This window comes from Marinobacter sp. X15-166B (assembly GCF_001752365.1).
GTDB lineage: Bacteria > Pseudomonadota > Gammaproteobacteria > Pseudomonadales > Oleiphilaceae > Marinobacter.
Genome location: NZ_MEIY01000001.1, coordinates 2,038,473 through 2,058,186, shown reverse-complemented (window position 1 = coordinate 2,058,186; position 19,714 = coordinate 2,038,473). Strand labels below are relative to the sequence as shown.

21 protein-coding genes and 1 other RNA gene are annotated in these 19,714 nt (G+C 58.6%); 5 read left to right on the top strand and 17 right to left on the bottom strand.

What is annotated here, in order from left to right; all coding sequences use genetic code 11:
* Nucleotides 1–2 precede the first annotated feature (2 nt).
* From rsmH to rsmI, 4 genes are all read right to left on the bottom strand, one after another.
* A complete protein-coding gene (gene rsmH, locus BG841_RS09655; RefSeq protein ID WP_070057460.1) occupies nt 3–980 on the bottom strand; it encodes a 16S rRNA (cytosine(1402)-N(4))-methyltransferase RsmH in 978 nt (325 codons plus the stop codon).
* Nucleotides 977–1,438: a division/cell wall cluster transcriptional repressor MraZ gene (gene mraZ / locus BG841_RS09650; RefSeq protein ID WP_070057459.1), complete on the bottom strand. Its 462-nt coding sequence runs from the start codon at nt 1,436–1,438 to the stop codon at nt 977–979. The genes rsmH and mraZ overlap by 4 nt, the downstream gene beginning before the upstream one ends.
* A gap of 358 nt (nt 1,439–1,796) precedes the next feature.
* Nucleotides 1,797–2,146, bottom strand: an RNA gene (gene rnpB, locus BG841_RS09645) — RNase P RNA component class A.
* Nucleotides 2,147–2,193: 47 nt separating this feature from the next.
* On the bottom strand, nt 2,194–3,063 hold the full coding sequence (gene rsmI, locus BG841_RS09640; RefSeq protein ID WP_070057458.1) for a 16S rRNA (cytidine(1402)-2'-O)-methyltransferase: 870 nt from the start codon (nt 3,061–3,063) through the stop codon (nt 2,194–2,196).
* A 171-nt stretch (nt 3,064–3,234) separates the two neighbouring features.
* Here rsmI and BG841_RS09635 point away from each other — a divergent pair, with 171 nt between their 5' ends.
* Genes BG841_RS09635 through BG841_RS09625 form a run of 3 tightly spaced genes read left to right on the top strand, consistent with a single transcriptional unit; the run spans nt 3,235 to nt 6,053 of the window.
* On the top strand, nt 3,235–5,064 hold the full coding sequence (locus BG841_RS09635; RefSeq protein WP_158007604.1) for a penicillin-binding protein activator: 1,830 nt from the start codon (nt 3,235–3,237) through the stop codon (nt 5,062–5,064).
* 33 nt (nt 5,065–5,097) lie between these two features.
* Nucleotides 5,098–5,460, top strand: a complete 363-nt coding sequence (locus BG841_RS09630; RefSeq protein WP_070057457.1) for a YraN family protein — start codon at nt 5,098–5,100, stop codon at nt 5,458–5,460.
* Between the two features lie 2 nt (nt 5,461–5,462).
* On the top strand, nt 5,463–6,053 hold the full coding sequence (locus BG841_RS09625; RefSeq protein WP_070057456.1) for a D-sedoheptulose-7-phosphate isomerase: 591 nt from the start codon (nt 5,463–5,465) through the stop codon (nt 6,051–6,053).
* A gap of 68 nt (nt 6,054–6,121) precedes the next feature.
* On the opposite strand, the gene BG841_RS09620 is transcribed toward BG841_RS09625, so the two are convergent.
* From BG841_RS09620 to BG841_RS09575, 10 genes are all read right to left on the bottom strand, one after another.
* Entirely contained in the window at nt 6,122–6,529 is a 408-nt protein-coding gene (locus tag BG841_RS09620) for a ClpXP protease specificity-enhancing factor (protein WP_416202628.1), read from the bottom strand.
* A gap of 56 nt (nt 6,530–6,585) precedes the next feature.
* The gene (locus BG841_RS09615) at nt 6,586–7,215 is read right to left on the bottom strand and encodes a glutathione S-transferase N-terminal domain-containing protein (protein WP_070057454.1); all 630 of its coding nucleotides are present in this window, start codon (nt 7,213–7,215) and stop codon (nt 6,586–6,588) included.
* Nucleotides 7,216–7,323: 108 nt separating this feature from the next.
* Entirely contained in the window at nt 7,324–8,079 is a 756-nt protein-coding gene (locus BG841_RS09610) for a cytochrome c1 (RefSeq protein ID WP_070057453.1), read from the bottom strand.
* Complete coding sequence (locus BG841_RS09605) at nt 8,079–9,311, bottom strand: cytochrome b (RefSeq protein WP_070057452.1); 1,233 nt, start codon at nt 9,309–9,311, stop codon at nt 8,079–8,081. Before BG841_RS09605 ends, BG841_RS09610 begins: the two co-directional genes overlap by 1 nt.
* A complete protein-coding gene (petA, locus tag BG841_RS09600; RefSeq protein WP_070057451.1) occupies nt 9,311–9,907 on the bottom strand; it encodes a ubiquinol-cytochrome c reductase iron-sulfur subunit in 597 nt (198 codons plus the stop codon). The genes BG841_RS09605 and petA overlap by 1 nt, the downstream gene beginning before the upstream one ends.
* A 238-nt stretch (nt 9,908–10,145) precedes the next feature.
* A complete protein-coding gene (rpsI, locus tag BG841_RS09595) occupies nt 10,146–10,538 on the bottom strand; it encodes a 30S ribosomal protein S9 (RefSeq protein ID WP_070057450.1) in 393 nt (130 codons plus the stop codon).
* Between the two features lie 12 nt (nt 10,539–10,550).
* On the bottom strand, nt 10,551–10,979 hold the full coding sequence (rplM, locus tag BG841_RS09590; RefSeq protein WP_070057449.1) for a 50S ribosomal protein L13: 429 nt from the start codon (nt 10,977–10,979) through the stop codon (nt 10,551–10,553).
* Nucleotides 10,980–11,185: 206 nt separating this feature from the next.
* Nucleotides 11,186–11,953, bottom strand: coding sequence for a TatD family hydrolase (locus tag BG841_RS09585; protein WP_070057448.1), 768 nt, complete (start codon nt 11,951–11,953; stop codon nt 11,186–11,188).
* 13 nt (nt 11,954–11,966) lie between these two features.
* Nucleotides 11,967–13,550, bottom strand: a complete 1,584-nt coding sequence (prfC, locus tag BG841_RS09580; RefSeq protein ID WP_070057447.1) for a peptide chain release factor 3 — start codon at nt 13,548–13,550, stop codon at nt 11,967–11,969.
* 95 nt (nt 13,551–13,645) lie between these two features.
* Nucleotides 13,646–14,524: a LysR substrate-binding domain-containing protein gene (locus BG841_RS09575; protein ID WP_070057446.1), complete on the bottom strand. Its 879-nt coding sequence runs from the start codon at nt 14,522–14,524 to the stop codon at nt 13,646–13,648.
* Nucleotides 14,525–14,702: 178 nt separating this feature from the next.
* On the opposite strand from BG841_RS09575, the gene BG841_RS09570 reads away from it, so the two are divergent.
* Nucleotides 14,703–15,833, top strand: a complete 1,131-nt coding sequence (locus BG841_RS09570) for an S-(hydroxymethyl)glutathione dehydrogenase/class III alcohol dehydrogenase (RefSeq protein ID WP_070057445.1) — start codon at nt 14,703–14,705, stop codon at nt 15,831–15,833.
* Between the two features lie 24 nt (nt 15,834–15,857).
* The gene (fghA, locus tag BG841_RS09565; protein ID WP_070057444.1) at nt 15,858–16,706 is read left to right on the top strand and encodes an S-formylglutathione hydrolase; all 849 of its coding nucleotides are present in this window, start codon (nt 15,858–15,860) and stop codon (nt 16,704–16,706) included.
* Here the strand turns inward: fghA and rimI are convergent.
* Genes rimI through BG841_RS09550 form a run of 3 tightly spaced genes read right to left on the bottom strand, consistent with a single transcriptional unit; the run spans nt 16,692 to nt 19,541 of the window.
* Nucleotides 16,692–17,159 carry a ribosomal protein S18-alanine N-acetyltransferase gene (gene rimI / locus BG841_RS09560; protein WP_070057443.1) on the bottom strand — a complete coding sequence of 156 codons (468 nt, stop codon included), beginning with the start codon at nt 17,157–17,159 and terminating at the stop codon, nt 16,692–16,694. The two genes, fghA and rimI, sit on opposite strands and share 15 nt — an antisense overlap.
* Entirely contained in the window at nt 17,159–17,998 is an 840-nt protein-coding gene (locus BG841_RS09555) for a hypothetical protein (protein WP_070057442.1), read from the bottom strand. The genes rimI and BG841_RS09555 overlap by 1 nt, the downstream gene beginning before the upstream one ends.
* Entirely contained in the window at nt 17,991–19,541 is a 1,551-nt protein-coding gene (locus tag BG841_RS09550) for a 2-isopropylmalate synthase (protein ID WP_070057441.1), read from the bottom strand. The genes BG841_RS09555 and BG841_RS09550 overlap by 8 nt, the downstream gene beginning before the upstream one ends.
* Nucleotides 19,542–19,714: the final 173 nt, after the last annotated feature.

Sequence of the window (19,714 nt, the reverse complement as noted above, 5' to 3'; positions counted from 1 at the left end):
CGTTACCCCCTCCCTTGCCCGGATCCTGCGCGTCGCTCGAGCACACGCATGACCGCACTCCGGGCGCGCACGTTGTCGCGAATTTCGTGGGCACTGGCTTTCATAGCCTTACCGACCAGCCGAAAGGGCGATTCCGTTTGTTCGGCGGTTACCGGGATGCTTCTGTGCACCTGTGGCCCCCGGGCCAGATCCCGCATAAAGCGTTTGACGATGCGGTCTTCCAGCGAATGAAAGCTGATCACCACCAAGCGGCCACCGGGTAACAGCCGGTCGACCGCGGTTTCCAAGCCGGTCTCCAGATCCTCCAGCTCCCGATTGATAAAGATGCGGATGGCCTGGAAGGTGCGTGTCGCCGGGTGTTTGTGCTTGTCTTTTTTCGGTACCGCAGCACTGACCAGCTCCGCCAGCTCACGGGTCGTGGTCAGGGGCAGGTCCTGTCGGCGCGTGACGATCGAGCGGGCAATACGCCGTGAAAAGCGCTCTTCGCCGTACCGCCAAAGCACATCCGCGATGTCTTTCTCTTCCGCATACGCCAGCCATTCCGCCGCACTGGGCGATTGCTGGGGATTCATGCGCATATCCAGCGGTCCGTCGCGCATAAAACTGAACCCGCGGGCGGCATCATCCAGTTGGGGCGACGATACCCCCAGATCGAGCAATACCCCATTTACCGCATTCCAATGCTGTGCCCCCATGGCCTGATCCAGCTGGGCAAACGAACCGTGGTGAATTGCAAAGCGCGGGTCGGCGGCCGCCAGCTGCTCACCGAAGCCGATCGCCTGAGGGTCTTTGTCGATCCCCAGCAGCCGGCCCGAATCCGTTAACCGCGCCAGGATCAGACGGCTGTGCCCACCCCGTCCGAAGGTGCCGTCCACGTAGCAGCCGGCCGAATCATTGACCAGATAATCCACCGCCGAATCCAGCAGTACCGACCGGTGCAGCGCTTGCCCGGCCGGGTGGTCGTTGCGGGAACCGGTCATAATGAAAGCGCCTGCATTTCCGGGGGTATGTCGTCGCCATCACCACTGCCGTCGAGCCAGTCGTTCCAGCGTTCTTCGCTCCACAGCTCGAGCTTTTTACCCTGGCCGATCAGCATGAGTTTTTTCTCCAGGTGCGCATGGCGGCGCAGCGTCGGTGGTATCAGAATCCGTCCGGCCGCATCGAAATCTGCGGCCACTGCGTGCCCCAGCATCAGGCGCTGAAGCCGTCGGACGGCGCGGCTCATATTGGGGAGCCCGTCGATCTGGGCCCTGACTTCAGCCCACTGGGCCTCGGGATACAGTAAAATGCAGCGCTCACTTTCGTCATCGGCGGCATTCGCGGTTAAAACGACACGGCTACCGCCGGCATGCGAAAACTCTTCGCGCACCTTGGCGGGGATCGCCAAGCGACCCTTCGCATCCATATTGATGGCGTGACTGCCGAGAAAATTGCCCATGTATTACGCCGGCTCGATGGTGACCTTCCTACTGTCAGGGGCTATTTGCGCGCGTTCGTGCTGCGAAATACCACAAATAACCACGTTCTCCCACTTTTGCACACTATAGAAACACAACAGTCACAATGCAAGCACGCCAAACCTATGCGCTTCGGGAAACTTTCCTTTAATGACAATAGGTTACGAGCAATCCTGCATCGGAAACCCTAGATTACATATAAGATAATCTTCTAAATCAATTAGATGCAGGAGAAACTGAAGGCAAACAATGAAGTGTAAGAATATTTGGGCATATGACGCAGAAAGCGAACGCGACCCACTTCACACACGGGTCGCGCCCTCACCAAAGCTACTGGAAAATCTGAGCCCGCCGATAAGCCGGGTTTTGTCGTGGACAGTCATTCATCTAGGGCCTGCGTCGCCACAGACCTCAAGCAACCTACCCGGGTCCAGCGCGGGCCGCGCCATAGGACCCCTATTTGGTCTTGCTCCAGGTGGGGTTTACCATCGCCGTGAACTGTTACCAGTCACGCGGTGCGCTCTTACCGCACCCTTTCACCCTTACCGTCGCCCGAAGGCGCTTAGGCGGTATGCTTTCTGTTGCACTTTCCGTCGGCTCACGCCGCCCAGGCGTTACCTGGCACCTTGCCCTGTGGAGCCCGGACTTTCCTCCCCCAGTAAACTGGCGGCGACTGTCTGGCGAGCTCAGGCCAGACGATACTTGGGCGGCCCGGCCGACGCAAGTAAAAACTGCGCTAGCTGCCCTTGAGCTGCAGCGCCCTCTGGTACAACTCATTGCGTGACATGCCGGTCAGTTCAGCGGTAATTTTGGCTGCTTTTTTGACCGGCAACTCTGCCAGCAGCAACCGCAACAGCCGTTCGACATCCAGCTCTGGCATGGCCCCGTCATCGGAAGCCGCGCCATGGACCATCACCACATACTCCCCCTTGTCGCCGTGAGCGTCGTCCTGCAACTGCTGGCACACCTCGGTGGCCGAACCGGAGTAAAAAGTTTCAAAGGTTTTTGTCAGCTCCCGGGCCAGCACGACCCGGCGCTCCCCACCCAGGATCTCGGCGATATCTGCCATCGCATCACGGATGCGCCGGGGCGACTCATAGAACACCAGGGTCGCCTGCTGACGAACCACTGCTTCCAGCGCCGTCCGGCGCGCACCGCGCTTCGCCGGCAAAAACCCCTCAAACACAAAACGGTCCGTGGGCAATCCCGCGGCGCTCAACGCCACCACCAACGCGCAAGGCCCCGGCACAGGCACAACCTTGAGCCCGCGCGCCCGCGCTTCCCTCACCAGCACGTACCCCGGATCCGAAATCAGCGGGGTACCGGCATCCGATATCAACGCCACCTGCTCACCGCGGGCCACCCGATCCAGCAGGCCCGCCGCCCGGTCCCGTTCATTATGATCGTGCACGGCCACCATGGTTTTGCTTAACCCCAAATGGTGCAGCAGGCGACCGCTGTGCCGGGTATCTTCTGCGGCAATCACATCCGCCGCGGCAAGCACCTCGACCGCCCGGGAGGAGATATCCCCAAGATTACCAATGGGTGTTGCTACTATGTACAAAATACCCTGCGTGTCGGCAAAGCGGTCTGTCTCGGCGCTCACATATATTCCTTGATTGGTGGACGGGATGAACCCTTGGTCATGTGAAATGGTCACGGAGCTGGTAAACTTGCGGGCTCAGAGCATTATTGTAAGGACTCTGAAAAATTACCGCCGTTTGACCGGTGCCACTAGCGTAACGCCCCCAAGCTGTGCGAGCCAGACATGATCTCAATGTTGCAAAGAAAAAGCCTTTTTATCTGCCTGCTGACAAGCCTGCTCATGGCCGGAGGCTGCGCCCAGACGAGCCTGCAGTCCCAGGACGCAGCGACCGCAGCGGCTGCCATTCAGCTGGCTGCGGCAAGAGCGTCCAGCGACCGGCTTGGGGCTCAGACCTACCTGCTGCGCACCGCCGCCGATTACCAGCAGCAAGGGGATCATGAATCGGCCCGCCAAATATTAACCAGCGCCCCGCTCAGACAACCCTTGACCGAGCTCACCGACCAGTACCTGTTACTGGCCATGACCAGCGCCGGCGAGCTGAACGACCCGGCATGGGCTTCCCGCATTGCGCAAGCGGTCGATCTGGATCAGCCTCAAAACTATAGCGACGATCTCCGCGCCCGGGCGGTACAGTTGCAGGCAAACATCTACCGTCTCGCGCGGCGTTTTCTGGACGAAGCTCAGGTGCTGATGCAGCTGCCGCCTGAGTCGGGCGAGTCCGCCCCCCGCACCCTGGCAACCCACGACACTATCTGGCAGGCGCTCAAACAGGTCCCCGATAGCCGCCTGGACGCGGCAAGTCGTCGCGCAATTGGCTACACCACCCAGGGCTGGTTTGAACTCGCCGCCCTGCTGCGCCAGCCCGGCCAGACCCTCGAAGCCCAGAGTCAGGCGATACGCCAGTGGCAGAGCAACTGGCCGGACCACCCGGCAACCGCCATACTCCCCAGCGAACTGCAACTGATCACCACCCTGGTGCAGGAACGCCCGGAACGCATTGCGTTGGCAGTGCCCCTGAGCGGCCCTCTGGCCAGTGCGGGTGCGGCTATTCGTGACGGCTTCATGGCGGCTTTCTACGACGACCTGAACCAGACCGAACTCGCCCTGGAGATCAGCGTCCATGACACCCACGGGCAGCCCGCTGAGGCACTGTACACGGCGCTGGTTGCCGCAGGACCGGACCTGATTGTCGGACCGCTCGACAAAGACGCCGTCGCCGCCATCAACCGCCTCGAGACGCTCCCCGTCCCGGTGCTGGCCCTGAATTACCTGAACCCGCCGGCCACGCCCAGGGCGGCGCTGTACCAGTTCGGTCTGGCTGCGGAAGACGAGGCCCGCCAGATCGCCCGCCGCCTCCGTGAAGACAATAGCCCCCAGGTACTGGCCCTGATCCCCAAAGGCGAATGGGGCGACCGGTTTGAAGCCGCCCTGATCGAAGGCCTGGCAACCCACGACGGAACGGCGCTGAAGATTGAACGTTTCTTCGGCACCGACAACCTGCGTCAGGTGACCGCCGACCTGTTTGGCATCAATCAATCCCGCGCCCGTGCCGTCGACGTCGAACGCACCATCGGCACCAACGTGGAGTTTGAGCCCCGCCGCCGGCAAGACGCGGACGCCATTGTCATGGTGGCGCCCCCCGCAATCGGCCGCCAGTTCAAGCCGTTGTTTGCTTATTATTTCGGGGGCGATCTGCCGGTGTACTCCCCGTCAATCGTTTACGAAGGTCACCCGGATCCGTCCCGGGACCGGGATCTGAACGCGGTCATGTTCACCGACACCCCCTGGATGCTGGCCGAGGAAAATCCATTCCGGGACACCGCTACCAAAGCTTTTCAATCGATTCAGGGGCAACTGGGCCGACTGTTTGCACTCGGGGCAGATGCCTATCAGCTCAGCGCCCGGCTGCCCTTATTGCAGCACATACCCGATTCCAGCGTGGCCGGCCAGACGGGCCTGCTGACCATGTCGGCCGATGGCAGTATTCAGCGCACCCAGTTGTGGGCCCAGTTCCGCAACGGGTCGCCGGCGCCATTACCGACAACGTCTGCCGAGGAGTAACCCCCGGCACAAACACTTCAAGTCACGGACGACATGAACACAACAAAGCAAACCGGAGATTGGGCCGAGACTTACGCGGCCCGTTACCTTGAACAACACGGGGTGCGCATTATTGCCCGCAATGTATTCAGCCGCGGCGGCGAGATTGACCTGATCGGCAGACAGGGCGACACCCTGGTGTTTTTTGAGGTGCGGTTTCGCCGCGCCGGCAGCCTGGTCAGTGCGGCGGAGTCCATTACGCCGCAAAAGCAGCGCCGCCTGATCCGGGCGGCGTCCTATTACCTCCATCGCCACGGACTTTGGGATAATAGCGCCCGCTTCGATGTGATTGCCATCGATCCGGACGGGACCGGGACACACAACATCCAATGGATTAAAAATGCTATTCAGGCCTGAACATGAACGATTCGATCAGCGAAATTAACCAGCGCTTTGCCAGCCATATGGAGCACACTGCCCAGGCCGCCAGCCAGATCAGTGGCGACATTGCCAACGCAGCCAACGCCCTCGTAGCCACGCTGCTCGCTGACGGCAAAATCATTACCTGCGGAAACGGCAACGCCAATACCCTTGCCCAGTATTTCTGCACCCTGCTGCTCAACCGGTTTGAGCAGGACCGCCCGGCCCTGCCCGCCATCAATTTGGGGGCCGACGGCACCACTTTCTCGGCCATTTGCCGGGACAACCGCTTCAACGATACATTTTCCCGCCAGGTCCGCGCCATCGGCAAATCCAACGACCTGCTGATCGTTTTTGTGGACGACGGCCACAAAGCCAACCTGTTGCAGGCCGTGCAGGCCGCCCACGACCGTGACATGCGCGTTATCACCATCAGCGCCAGAGAGAAAACCGACGTAACCTCGCTGCTGCAACCGGAAGACCACGAGATTGCCCTGCACAACCTGGAAGCCAACGCTGCCGCGCCAGTGATGATGCTGATCATCAACACCCTGTGTGCACTGATTGACGGCCAACTGTTCGGCACTTGAACGGGCGCTGCCGGCAGAAACAAAAAAACCCTGCATGGCAGGGTTTTTTTCGTGGAACCAACTTCAAGTCACTTAACGACTTTGAGCGTTGGACGCCCGGAGGTCCGCTCTTCGGTCTTCGGGGCCGGACTCTCACCCGGATCCGTGCCATCTGGGTCGGGGGTTCCCGGCTCACTGCCAAACACCATGCCTTGTCCGTTCTCCTTGGCATAGATGGCAATCACCGCCCGCAAAGGAATAATCACCTGCATGGGCACACCGCCAAACCGGGCACTGAACTCCAATACCGAATTGCCGATCACCAACCCCTTCACGGCACCGGGCGTAATATTTAACACGATCTGCCCGTTGGCGACATGCTCCATGGGCACCTGAACCCCCTGAATGCCCGCATCAACGACAATATAAGGCGTGCATTCGTTATCCAGGATCCATTCATTAAACGCCCTGACCAGATAAGGGCGACTGGACATCATACTGACTGCATCTTCAGACACTCGCGCTCCTCCGGTATCGGCTGATGACTGGCTGCTTAACTGCGAATATCTTCTTCAAGGTCAGACAGGCTGGCCTTGGTACTTTCGCGGGCAAACATACGCTCCATATACTTATGGACTGGCTTGGCCTGCTTTTCGGGCAGCTCGACCCCCAACGCCGGCAAGCGCCACAGGATCGGTATGATGCAGCAATCGACGATGGTGAATTCTTCCGACATGAAATACGGCATTTCGTCAAACAACGGAGCCGCCGCGGTGAGACTTTCGCGCAGCTCTTTACGCGCAGCATCTGCGGCCTTGCCAGTGGGCTGAGCAACGATCTGATCCACCAGCCCGCACCAGTCACGCTGAATACGATGGATCATCAGGCGACTGTTGGCTCTGGCCACCGGATAGACCGGCAACAGAGGTGGATGCGGAAAACGCTCATCCAGATATTCCATCATGATATTGGGCTCATACAACACCAGATCCCGATCCACCAAGGTCGGCACCGCATTGTATGGGTTCATATCAGACAGTTCCTCAGGAGGATTGTCCGGCTCAACATCCACGATATCTACTGTAACGCCTTTCTCAGCCAAAACGATTCTAACCCGGTGGCTATACTGACTGGCCGGATCCGAGAAAAACGTCATTGATGACCGCTTGGTCACAACGCCCATAGAGATACCTCACGAGTAGTGAAACTGGATAATTCAATAACGCAAAATTCCAGCAAGCTGCCCTGAGCAACCTGCTGGAATACAAGTGGGCAGATTATACCCGAATTCTTAGTGTACGTCCTTCCAGTACTCGCGATTGAGCAGGTAAGCGAACACAAAGAAGATCGCAATAAAGATCAACACAAAGATCCCCAGGCGCTCCCGCTCGACTTTGACCGGATCTCCCATATAAGACAGGAAATTGGTCAGGTCGTACATGGCACCGTCAAACTCCGCCGCCGACATGCTGCCCTCAAGCGCGTAGTCCTGACATACATGACCGTTGCGGACCAGACCACTCAACGGATCGACGCTTGCCTTTTGACCCACGGTCGGCTTGCTGGCACACAGTCCCTGCAGATCAACCAGCACATGAGGCATGCCCACGTTGTCGAAGACCACGTTGTTGACCCCCAACGGACGGCTGTCATCTTTATAGAAGCCCCGCAGATAGGAGTAAACCCAGCTCTCCCCGCGCAGCCGGGTGACCAGCGTCAGATCCGGTGGCGGCGTACCAAACCAGTCGGCCGCCATGGCAGGGTCCATGGCGATTTTCATCAACTCACCGATTTTTGCGCCGGTAAAGATCAGATTCTCCTCATACAGATCCACTGGGATCTCCAGATCGTCAGCAACCCGCTTGTAACGCGCATACTCGGTCGAGTGGCACCCCATGCAATAGTTGGTAAACATGGCGGCACCACGTTGCAGGGAAGCCTTGTTGGTGTGGTCAGGACTCATTGAATCCAGAACCACGCCCGCTCCCGCCGCCAGCCCGAGGGTAGGCAGAACTAACATGAAAAGACCAACAATCAGTTTTCTCATTATCCGGTCACCCTCTCTGGAACTGGCTTGGTTTTCTCCATGCGTGTATAGAACGGCATCAGGAGGAAGTAGAGGAAGTAGAGTACGGTCAGAATCTGGGCAACGGCCGTACGGCCCGGAGTTGACGGAACAACTCCCAGATAGCCAAGAATCACAAAACTGACCACCAGAATCACCAGCGCAACCTTACTCATCCAGCCCTTGTAGCGAATGGAGCGGACCGGACTGCGATCCAGCCAGGGCAGCACGAACAGGATGGCGATCGCCGCACCCATGACCACCACACCCCAGAATTTCGCTGACAGACCGAACAGATCGACCGTTACCGCCCGCAGCATGGCGTAGAAGGGCGTGAAGTACCAGACAGGCGCGATGTGCTCCGGCGTTTTCAGACTGTTGGCCGGTTCAAAGTTCGGCTTTTCAATGAACAGCCCGCCGAATTCGGGGAAGTAGAACACCACAATACAGAACACAAACAGGAACACTGCCACACCGACCAGGTCGTGCACCGTGTAGTACGGGTGGAACGGAATGCCGTCTTTGGGTACGCCGTTTTCATCCTTGTGTTTTTTGATGTCCACACCGTCGGGGTTGTTGGAGCCGACTTCATGCAGCGCCAGCAGGTGCAGTACCACCAGACCCAGCAGCACAATGGGCAGGGCCACCACGTGCAGTGCAAAGAAACGGTTCAGGGTAATGCCGGATACCAGATAATCCCCGCGGATCCACAGGGACAGGTCATCGCCGATGACCGGAATCGCGCCGAACAGGTTCACGATCACCTGAGCACCCCAGTAGGACATCTGCCCCCAGGGCAACAGGTAACCCATAAAGGCTTCCGCCATCAACACCAGGTAGATCAGCATGCCGAACAGCCAGATCAACTCTCTGGGTTTCTGGTAAGAGCCGTACATGATGCCGCGGAACATGTGCAGGTAGACGACGATAAAGAACGCGGAGGCACCGGTGGAGTGCAGATAACGCAGCAACCAGCCCCACTCCACATCGCGCATGATGTATTCGATGGAAGCAAACGCGCCTTCCGCCGACGGGTTATAGCTCATCGTCAGCCAGATACCGGTCACCAGCTGGTTTACCAGCACCAGCATCGCCAGCGACCCGAAGAAGTACCACATATTGAAGTTCTTCGGCGCGTAGTATTTGCTCATGTGCTTTTCGTAGGCTTCTACGATTGGCAAACGCTCATCAATCCACTGAATCAGTTTTTGCATCACACTGTCTCCGGATCTAGACCGATGGTAACCGTCGCGTCGTTTTCATAACGATAAGGCGGGACCTCGAGATTCGACGGCGCCGGCTGACTGTCGTAAACACGACCGGCCAGATCGTACTTGGAGCCATGACACGGACAGAACAAACCACCCAGCCAGTCGCCCCCGAGATCCGCGGCGGCCACTTCCGGACGGTAAGAAGGCACACAACCCAAATGGGTACAGAGACCAACCAGAACCACCAACTCAGGTTTCAGGGAACGGAATTCGCCAGTAATATAGCCCGGCTGTTGCGAAGCCTCAGCAGACTCCGGATCCTTCACCCGGTCGTTCTGTTTCTTGATGTTCGCCAGCATCTCTTCAGTGCGCCGAATCAGCCATACCGGCTTGCCTCGCCACTCAACTGTTATCTGCTGACCCGGTTCCAGTTTGCTGACATTGACGGTGACCGGTGCTCCTGCTGCTTCCGCTTTGGCACTGGGATTCCAGGATGCCACGAAAGGGACAGCTGCACCGACGACGCCGACACCACCAACCACCGACGTTGCACCGATCAGAAACCGGCGCCGGCCTTGGCTCACGTCGCCATTACTCATTATGGTTTTCTCCCATCTGGCGATGGCGCAACCTGTCGGGACGACAGCCACGCATCGAAAAGGACATCACGATCCAAAATTATAAGCGCACAAATGGTAATGAAATTACCACCAGCTTACAAGTCGGAAAGGCAGTAGCTACAAGCGTTTCCACCCCCTCCCCGGGCCCCGAACGGGCTCCCGGAAAACAAAAAACCCGGCCTGCAGCCGGGTTTTTTGAGAGTCTTTCCAGGCGGTATTAACGCTTGGAGAACTGAGGACGCTTACGCGCCTTGCGCAGACCCACTTTCTTACGCTCTACGCGACGGGCGTCACGGGTAACAAAACCCGCCTCGCGCAGTGTTGGGCGCAGGGTTTCGTCGTATTCCATCAACGCACGGGTCAGACCGTGACGAATCGCGCCCGCCTGACCACTGATACCACCACCTTTTACGGTGATGTTGATGTCGAAGCGATCGACAGAATCAGCAGCGACCAGCGGCTGACGCACGATCATCTGCAGAGTCTCGCGACTGAAAAACTGATCCAGCGCACGACCGTTGATAGAAATGTTACCGCTTCCCGGCTTGATGAACACTCGCGCCGTGGATGTTTTGCGGCGACCGGTACCATAATTTTGTGCTACAGACATATCCGCCTTCCGTTAAATATCGAGTTCTTTGGGCTGCTGGGCTGCGTGAGTATGCTCAGCTCCGGCAAAGATCTTCAGCTTCTTGAGCATGGCACGGCCCAGAGGACCTTTCGGCATCATACCTTTTACAGCATGCTGAATAACCTGCTCAGGTGCCTTGTCGACCAACTTATCGAAACTGATGGATCGGAACCCACCCGGGAAGCCGGTATGGCTGTAATACATCTTGTCAGATGTTTTGTTGCCGGTAACCCGCACTTGGCTTGCATTGATAACAACGATGTAATCGCCAGTGTCTACATGAGGGGTGTACTCAGGCTTATGCTTGCCCCGCAGACGACGGGCGATTTCTGTTGACAGACGACCCAGCGTCTTGCCGGCTGCGTCTACAACGTACCAGTCACGTGTTACGGTTTCTGGTTTCGCACTCAGAGTCTTCATTGATTCCGCCTTGAACGCTATAAAAGAAACGTTAAAAACCACGACCGCTGCTCATCGCATCCGGTGAGGTTCTTGAACCTGTAAATGTTTTGTCGGCAGCGCCATCAAACGGGGCATTGACGTCACAGCCTTGAAAAGCCAGGGCGCGAAGTGTATCAAAGCCCCGACAAATGGCAACCCCGGATCGCCTATTTTAGTACAAAAAACTACCAGCGGTACAGCCGCCGGACATTGGCCCGCAACTGTCGTTCGATCTCGGCGGCCGGCTCCGGCCGCAACGCAGCCAGGGCCGTGAATATGCGCGGGATGTTCAGGGGGGTGTTCGCCCCGGGGGCGCAGCCGGCCGGCGGCATATCGGGGGCATCTGTTTCCAGCACCAATGACGCCAACGGCACCCGGGCAAGCGCGGCGGCGGTTTTTCTGGCCCGCGGATAAGTGATTACCCCGCCCACCCCGAGCAGACACCCCAGATCGATCAGCTGGGCGGCCTGTTGATAGCTGCCCGCAAACCCATGAACCAACACCGGCACGGATACGGACTTGCGCCGCAACAATGCGCACACCTCATCGTGAGTACGCACCGAGTGAATCACCAGCGGCAGATTCGCCGCCATGGCCAGATCGACCTGCACTTCAAACCATGGCTGCTGCTGCGCCAGATTGCCGCGCACCCGATCCAGCCCACACTCGCCGATGGCGACCAGCCCCGGGGGAGCGGCGGTGACCAGCTCCTCCAGTTCTGCCAGAGCCCGCTCGTCATGCTCTGCAATATACCAGGGGTGAATCCCCAGGCAGTAATCTACACCGGCAAAGGAATCGGCCACTGTCCGCACCCGCGCCCAATCGGCCTGCCGCACGCCCGGGATCACCAACCGGGAGATCCCCGCCGCCTGCGCTTGCCGCCACACCTCAGCGCGCCGGCCGTCAAACTGCGGAAAGTCGAAATGGCAGTGGGCGTCCACCCAGCGACCCATGATTACCTCCTGTTCAGTGCTCCCGGGTGGTGTGGAACTCGACCTCCGGGTAACGCTCCTGGGCCAGCTGCAGGTTCACCATGGTCGGGGCGATGTAGGTGAGATGGTCGCTGCCATCCAGGGCCAGAAACTCGCCCGCCTTGGTTTCGAACTCTTCCAGTTTGCGCGGATCCCGGGCCTCGACCCAGCGTGCCGTGGCCACATTGATGTGCTCATACACCGCCTCAACCTTGTATTCGGATTTCAGCCGGGAGACCACCACATCAAACTGCAAGACACCGACGGCGCCGACGATCAGATCGTTGTTCTTGCGCGGACGGAACACCTGCACGGCCCCCTCCTCAGACAACTGCAGCAACCCTTTTTGCAGCTGCTTGGCCTTGAGCGGATCCTTGAGGCGGATGCGACGGAACAACTCGGGCGCGAAATTGGGAATCCCGGTAAATTTCATCTCGTCACCATCCGTGAAGGTGTCCCCCAGACGGATGGTGCCGTGGTTGTGTAACCCGATAATGTCGCCGGCAAAGGCTTCTTCAGCATGCTCCCGGTCGCCAGCCATGAAGGTCAGCGCATCGGAGAAGCGCACGTCCTTGCCGATGCGCACGTGACGCGCCCTCATACCCTGACTGTATTTGCCGGACACGATGCGCATAAAGGCCACCCGATCCCGGTGCAGCGGATCCATATTGGCCTGAATCTTGAACACAAATCCTGAGAAGGTGTCGTCCGCCGGTGCCACCGTGCGCAGATCCGATTCCCGCGGCTGGGGCGCGGGGGCCCATTTAACGAGGCCGTCCAGCATGTGATCCACGCCGAAGTTGCCCAGCGCAGTACCGAAAAACACCGGGGTCAGCTCCCCCGCAAGAAACGCCTCATGGTCAAACTCATGGGACGCCCCCTTGACCAGCTCAACCTCGTCGCGCAGGTCAGCGGCGTAACTGCCGAGGACAGTATCCAATTCCGGGTTGTCCAGCCCCTTAATGGTGCGCCGCTCCTGAATGGTGTGCCCCTGGCCGGTGTGATACAGAATCACCTCATCGTCCAGCAGATGGTAAACCCCCTTGAACCCCTTGCCCATGCCGATCGGCCAGGTCACCGGGGAGCAGGCGATCTTGAGCACGTCTTCCACCTCATCCATCAGCTCGATCGGGTCGCGGGTATCCCGGTCCAGCTTGTTCATGAACGTCAGGATCGGTGTATCCCGCAGACGGGCCACCTCCATCAGCTTGATGGTACGTTCCTCAACCCCTTTACCGCTGTCAATCACCATCAGGCAAGAATCCACTGCGGTCAGGGTACGGTAAGTGTCTTCCGAGAAATCTTCGTGGCCCGGGGTATCCAGCAGATTCACCAGTTTGTCCGCGTAGGGAAACTGCATCACCGAAGTGGTGACCGAAATCCCCCGCTCTTTCTCCATCTCCATCCAGTCGGATTTGGCGTGCTGTCCGGACTTTTTACCCTTGACGGTACCCGCTTTTTGCAACGCATGACCGAACAGCAAGACCTTTTCGGTGATGGTGGTTTTACCGGCGTCGGGGTGAGAAATAATCGCAAAGGTCCGACGCTTGGCAACTTCATTCTGAAGGGACTTAGGCATTAAACTGGGTCTTCCGGTTATGCAGAGTGTGAATGGCGCATTGAATGGGTGGTATTTTCGCTGATATCACCTGCCCATACAATGGAGGGCGATACTTACTCGCTTCCACTCAGCGATGCCGCCAAAAACTCCACCAGCATGCGCACCTTGGTCGACAGGTGGCGATTATGGGGATAAACCGCCCAAATCACCTCCTTGCGCTCCCGATAATTTTCCAGCACCGGTATCAAGCGCCCCGTCTCGATCAGAGCCTGCACATAGTAGTCCGGCAGCTGCACCAACCCCATGCCTTTCTTGGCTGCATCCACCAGCGCCCAACCGCTGTTGCACTGAGTGCGTCCCTGCACACGGATCAGTGAGGCCTTGCCATCCTCCTGAAAGCGCCAGTAATCCGAGCCACCCCGCAGGCAGTTATGCTGCTCCAGTTCCGACAGGGAATAAGGGGTGCCGTAGGTTTCCAGATAGGTCGCCGAGGCACACACATACCGGGTGCGCACCCCCAACTTGCGGGCGACCAGCGTGGAATCTTCCAGCTGGCCAATACGGATCGCCAGATCCAGCCCCTCAGAGAGCAGGTCCAGGCGCTGATTGGTGAGCACCAGATCCACGTCCAACTCGGCATAGCGGATCGCAAAATCATTGATCAGCGGAGCAATTACGCCTTCGCCGTAGCTGATCGGCGCCGTCAGTCGCAACCGGCCTTTGGGCTTGTCCTGCAGGTTGGTTACCACCCGCTCGGCCTCTTCCAGCCCGTCCAGCAGTTGCCGGCAGTGCTGGTAATACAGCTGCCCGGTCTCAGTCACGCTGACGGTTCGGGTGGTGCGGTGCAGCAGGCGGCTGGCCAGGCGCTCCTCCAGTGCCCCGACCTGGCGACTCACCTGCGCGGTTGACATTTCCAGCCGCTGGCCTGCCGCGGTAAAACTTCCCGCCTCCACCACGGCAACAAATTCACGTATTCCGTCCCAGCGAACCATATAACCTCTTCTACACTTGCCCTAATGGATCGGCCCTTTCCCGCGCCGCCACCCATTATTACCCCACAGTAAAGGTAATTTGCATTTTAAGGGGATTATCACCACCAAGGTATAGAATATACTGATCTCCGTTACTGAATCGGTTTATTTTCACCGACCACCCGAAGAGGACTTCACTATGACTGCAAAAACAATCAAATCCAAAGCCGCTGTTGCCTGGAGTGCCGGGGCGCCCCTGAGCATTGAAGAAGTTGACGTGATGCCGCCGCAGAAAGGCGAAGTTCGCATCCGCATCCTGGCCACGGGTGTGTGCCACACCGACCTGTTTACCCTGTCCGGTGAAGATCCGGAAGGTGTGTTTCCTGCGATTCTCGGTCACGAAGGCGGCGGCATCGTTGAGTCCGTCGGTGAAGGTGTCACCAGCGTGGAGGTGGGCGATCACGTCATTCCGCTGTACACCCCCGAGTGTGGCGAGTGCAAGTCCTGCCTGTCCGGCAAAACCAACCTGTGTACCAAAATCCGTGCAACTCAGGGCAAAGGCCTGATGCCTGACGGCACCAGCCGTTTCTCCATCAACGGTGAGCCCATCTATCACTACATGGGTTGCTCGACGTTCTCGGAGTACACCGTGCTGCCGGAAATCTCCCTGGCCAAGGTCGACAAAAAAGCCCCTCTGGAAGAGGTGTGTCTGCTGGGCTGCGGTGTAACCACCGGTATGGGCGCCGTTGCGAACACTGCCAATGTTCAGGAAGGCGATACCGTCGCCGTGTTTGGCCTCGGCGGCATTGGCCTCGCAACCATCATTGGCGCCAGAATGGCCAAAGCCAGTCGCATCATCGGCATCGACATCAATGAGAGCAAGTTCGAGCTGGCCAAAGAACTGGGCGCCACCGAGTGCATCAACCCGAAAGACTACGACAAGCCCATTCAGGATGTAATCATCGAACTCACCGATGGTGGCGTCGACTTTTCCTTTGAGTGCATCGGCAACGTCGATGTGATGCGCTCCGCGCTGGAATGCTGCCACAGAGGCTGGGGCGAGTCGGTCATCATCGGCGTTGCCGGTGCGGGCCAGGAAATCTCCACGCGCCCATTCCAGCTGGTTACCGGCCGGGTGTGGAGAGGTTCTGCGTTTGGTGGTGTGAAAGGCCGTACCGAACTGCCCGAGTACGTTAACCGTTACCTCAACGGCGAGTTCAAACTGGATGACTTCATTACCCACACCATGGGGCTTGAGCAGATCAACGAAGCCTTTGATCTGATGAAAGAAGGCAAAAGTATCCGCACCGTCATCCATTACGACAAATAAGCTAATCTTGTCAGGAGTGTATTTATGAGCGTTGAAAACGTTAGTAGCAACAAGGTGTTTGGTGGGTGGCACAAGCAGTACACCCACCAGTCCAGCACCCTGGGCTGCACAATGCGTTTCGCCGTTTACCTGCCCCCGCAGGCTGCTGCGGGGGCCGAAGTGCCGGCGCTGTACTGGCTGTCGGGACTGACCTGCACCGATGAGAACTTCACCCAGAAAGCCGGTGCGTTTCGTGCCGCCGCCGAACTGGGCATGGCGCTGATTGTTCCCGACACCAGCCCTCGTGGCGAGTGTGTGGCCGACGATGACGCATACGATCTGGGTCAGGGCGCGGGCTTCTATGTGAATGCCACCGAAGCTCCCTGGAACCGCCATTACCAGATGTACGATTACGTGGTCAACGAGCTCCCGGAGTTGATCGAAGCCACCTTCCCGGTCAGTTCGGTACGGAGCATCTCGGGCCACTCCATGGGTGGCCACGGTGCATTGGTGATTGCCATGCGCAACCCGGACCGTTACCGGTCAGTGTCGGCGTTCAGCCCGATCACCAACCCGGTCAATTGCCCTTGGGGTCAAAAGGCGTTCACCGCCTACCTGGGGAAAGATACATCGAAGTGGAGCGAGTACGACAGTTCACTGTTGATGAAAAAAGCCACCGAACATGTGCCGGCAAGAGTGGATCAGGGCGAGGCCGACAACTTCCTCAATGAACAGTTAAAACCGGAAGTACTGGAGGCCGCGGCCAAGGAAAGCGGCTACCCGCTGGAATTGCACCGCCACGATGGTTACGATCACAGCTACTTCTTTATCAGCAGCTTTATCGAAGACCATCTGCACTTCCACGCTCCTTATATGGGGCTAAAGCAGAAATAAGGACAAGACCACCGCGTCTTCACGTCCTTGCGCAGAGGGGTAATACCCTCTGCGCACTCCTATTCGTTCAAACCCCGCACTCCGGTAGAGTCGCAGCGCTTTTTTGTTACTCCGGCGCACCTCCAGCAGCAAACGCTCCATACCGTCATTTTTAGCCCGCTTGATCAGATACGCCAACAACTGTCGCCCCAACCCCTGCCCCTGACACTCCGGGGACACACAGATGTTCACCAGATGGGCTTCATCAAACTGATTGGTCACTACGCAAAAGGCACGCAGCCCCCGGTGATCGGCGATCCCCGCAAAGCGGTACCCCGATCGCAAACAATCACGAAAGATCCCCTCGGACCAGGGGTGGGAATGCGCCTGTCGCTCAACCGTCAGCATGGCGGGTAAATCTTGTTCCGTTAACGGCTGAATTGACCAGGATTGGTCGGCGTTGGGCGGGGCCATCACTGACCCTGCTGCCAGGATTTCAGCTGCAGCCAAAGCTCCCGTTTGTAACTACCCTGCCCGGCAAGCGCTGCCACACTGTGGGGGCTGTCAACCGCAAGTGGTCCAACCAACTCGTCAAACCAGGCCTGGCGTTGCGCCTGGGGCCTATCCGGCCAGAGCCCCAGTGCGATGACCGGACGCCCCCCGAAGCCTTCGACGATGTCACCCAACAAGGTCTTCAGGCCGGCATTGTCGGTGCCCGGCACCTGCGCATTGTTAAACACCGGCCACTGCAGCACCAGAGTTGACTCGACCGCGTCACCCAACGCTTTAAGGATATTCTGAGCCAGCTCATCTTGCAGGGCGGCACTCGCATCAGCCGAGCGTTCACTGATCAGTACATGACGGGCCGCGACCCACAGCCCCCAATGAGCTTCCAGCCGGGTACCGGCAGGCGCAGGCCCCTGCGCTGCCGGCTGATCTCCGGCCAGCTCTTCGGACGCAGACGACGTATGGACTTCGGTCGTTGCTGGTGCCCCCTCATCGTCCGGCCTCCGGGACGGTGGTTGCGGACGGTTGGCGGGGGCTGGGGACTCGCCCGCGGTTTCACTCATCAAGCCCTGAAGGCGGGCGCGCGCGGTTTCCGTGGACACAGGCTGGCCAACTGGCCGTCGCGCCGGCGGGACCGGCGCCGACGTTTCCTCCTGCGGGGGCTCGAGCGGATCCGGCTCCGAAAAATCCAGCTCCGCGCTGGCTGCCGCCCCTGGCAACGGCGCGCGAGCGTACCACAGCCGGATACCCGCCGCCTCCAGATAATACTGGCGCTCCGCCTCGAGAATGCCCGCTTTCTCAGACATCGGCGGCCTGTGGGTGCTGCTTGCTACCCTCTGACGTGATCAGATTCAACGCCTGCACATAGGCTTTCGCCGAGGCAATCACAATATCGGTATCGGCTCCCAGGCCATTCACAATACGACCGCCGCGCTCCAGACGCACTGTGACCTCCCCTTGCGAGTCGGTACCCCCGGTGATGTTGTTTACCGAGTACAATTGCAGAGTACAGCCTGAATCCGTCAGGGACTCGATCGCCCTGAAGGTTGCGTCAACCGGACCGCTGCCTTCGGCCTCGGCGGTGCGTTCTTTGCCATCAACCATCAAGGTCAGTTCAGCCACCGGCACCACACCGGTTTCGGAACACACCCGCATGCACACCAGGGAAAAGCGGGCGTCGGCGTCCTTTCTCTTGGTATCGGTGGCTATGGCCTGTAAATCCTCATCAAATATTTCGTGCTTCAGATCTGCCAGGGCCTTGAAACGGGTAAAGGCCGCATTCAGCTCGGTTTCGGTCTCAAACTGGATCCCCAACTCCTGCAGGCGCGAGCGAAACGCGTTCCGTCCGGAGTGTTTGCCCAACACCAGACTGTTGGTGTGCCAACCCACGTCTTCCGCACGCATGATTTCATAGGTTTCCCGGTGTTTGATGACGCCGTCCTGATGGATGCCCGACTCATGGGCAAATGCGTTGGCACCCACGATGGCCTTGTTGGGCTGCACCGGAAATCCGGTGATGGTGGACACCAGCCGGGACGCGGGAACGATATGCCGGGTATCAATGCGGGTCTCGACGTGGAACAGGTCTTGCCGGGTACGCACCGCCATGACCAGCTCTTCCAGAGAAGCGTTACCGGCGCGCTCTCCCAGCCCGTTGATGGTGCACTCAACCTGACGGGCACCCTGGCCAACCGCGGCCAGCGAGTTAGCAACTGCCAACCCCAGATCGTTATGGCAATGTACCGAAAAGATGGCCTTGTCGGCATTGGGCACCCGCTGAATGATCTGCCCAACCGTTTCACCGAACTGTTCGGGAATCGCGTAACCCACGGTATCGGGGATATTAATGGTGGTGGCGCCAGCGTGGATCGCCGCTTCGATAATCCGGCAAAGAAAATCGAGCTCGGAGCGGCCGGCGTCTTCGCAGGAAAACTCCACATCATCAACGTGGTTCCGGGCCCGCTTGATGGCCCGCACCGCTTGCTCGACCACCTCGTCCGGCGTCATTTGCAACTTGTGCTGCATGTGGATGGGCGAAGTGGCAATAAAAGTATGGATACGTCCGCGCTGCGCGGGCCGGATAGCCTCTGCGGCCCGGTCAATATCCTTGTCGATCACCCGGGCAAGGCTGCAAACGGTGGAGTCCTTGATGGTTTCGGCAATCAGCTTTACCGCCTCGAAATCGCCCTGGCTGGCGATGGCAAACCCGGCCTCGATCACATCGACCCTGAGTTTTTCCAGAATTTTGGCGATGCGCAGCTTCTCTGTCTTGTTCATGGTCGCGCCGGGACTTTGCTCGCCGTCCCTCAGGGTGGTATCGAATATAACCAGATGCTCTTTGGCGGACATATCATTCTCCATCGCATGGTAGGGCCCCGTCCGACGACAGGAGCGGCAATTACCGGAAGTATATCACCGAAAAACAATGTTACCCGTTGCGCTGCTGTTTACCCGACCGTGGAAGTCCTGAAAATCAGACCCGGAGGCAAATTTTGGTCAAAAAAAAATGCCCCGGCAGCTAG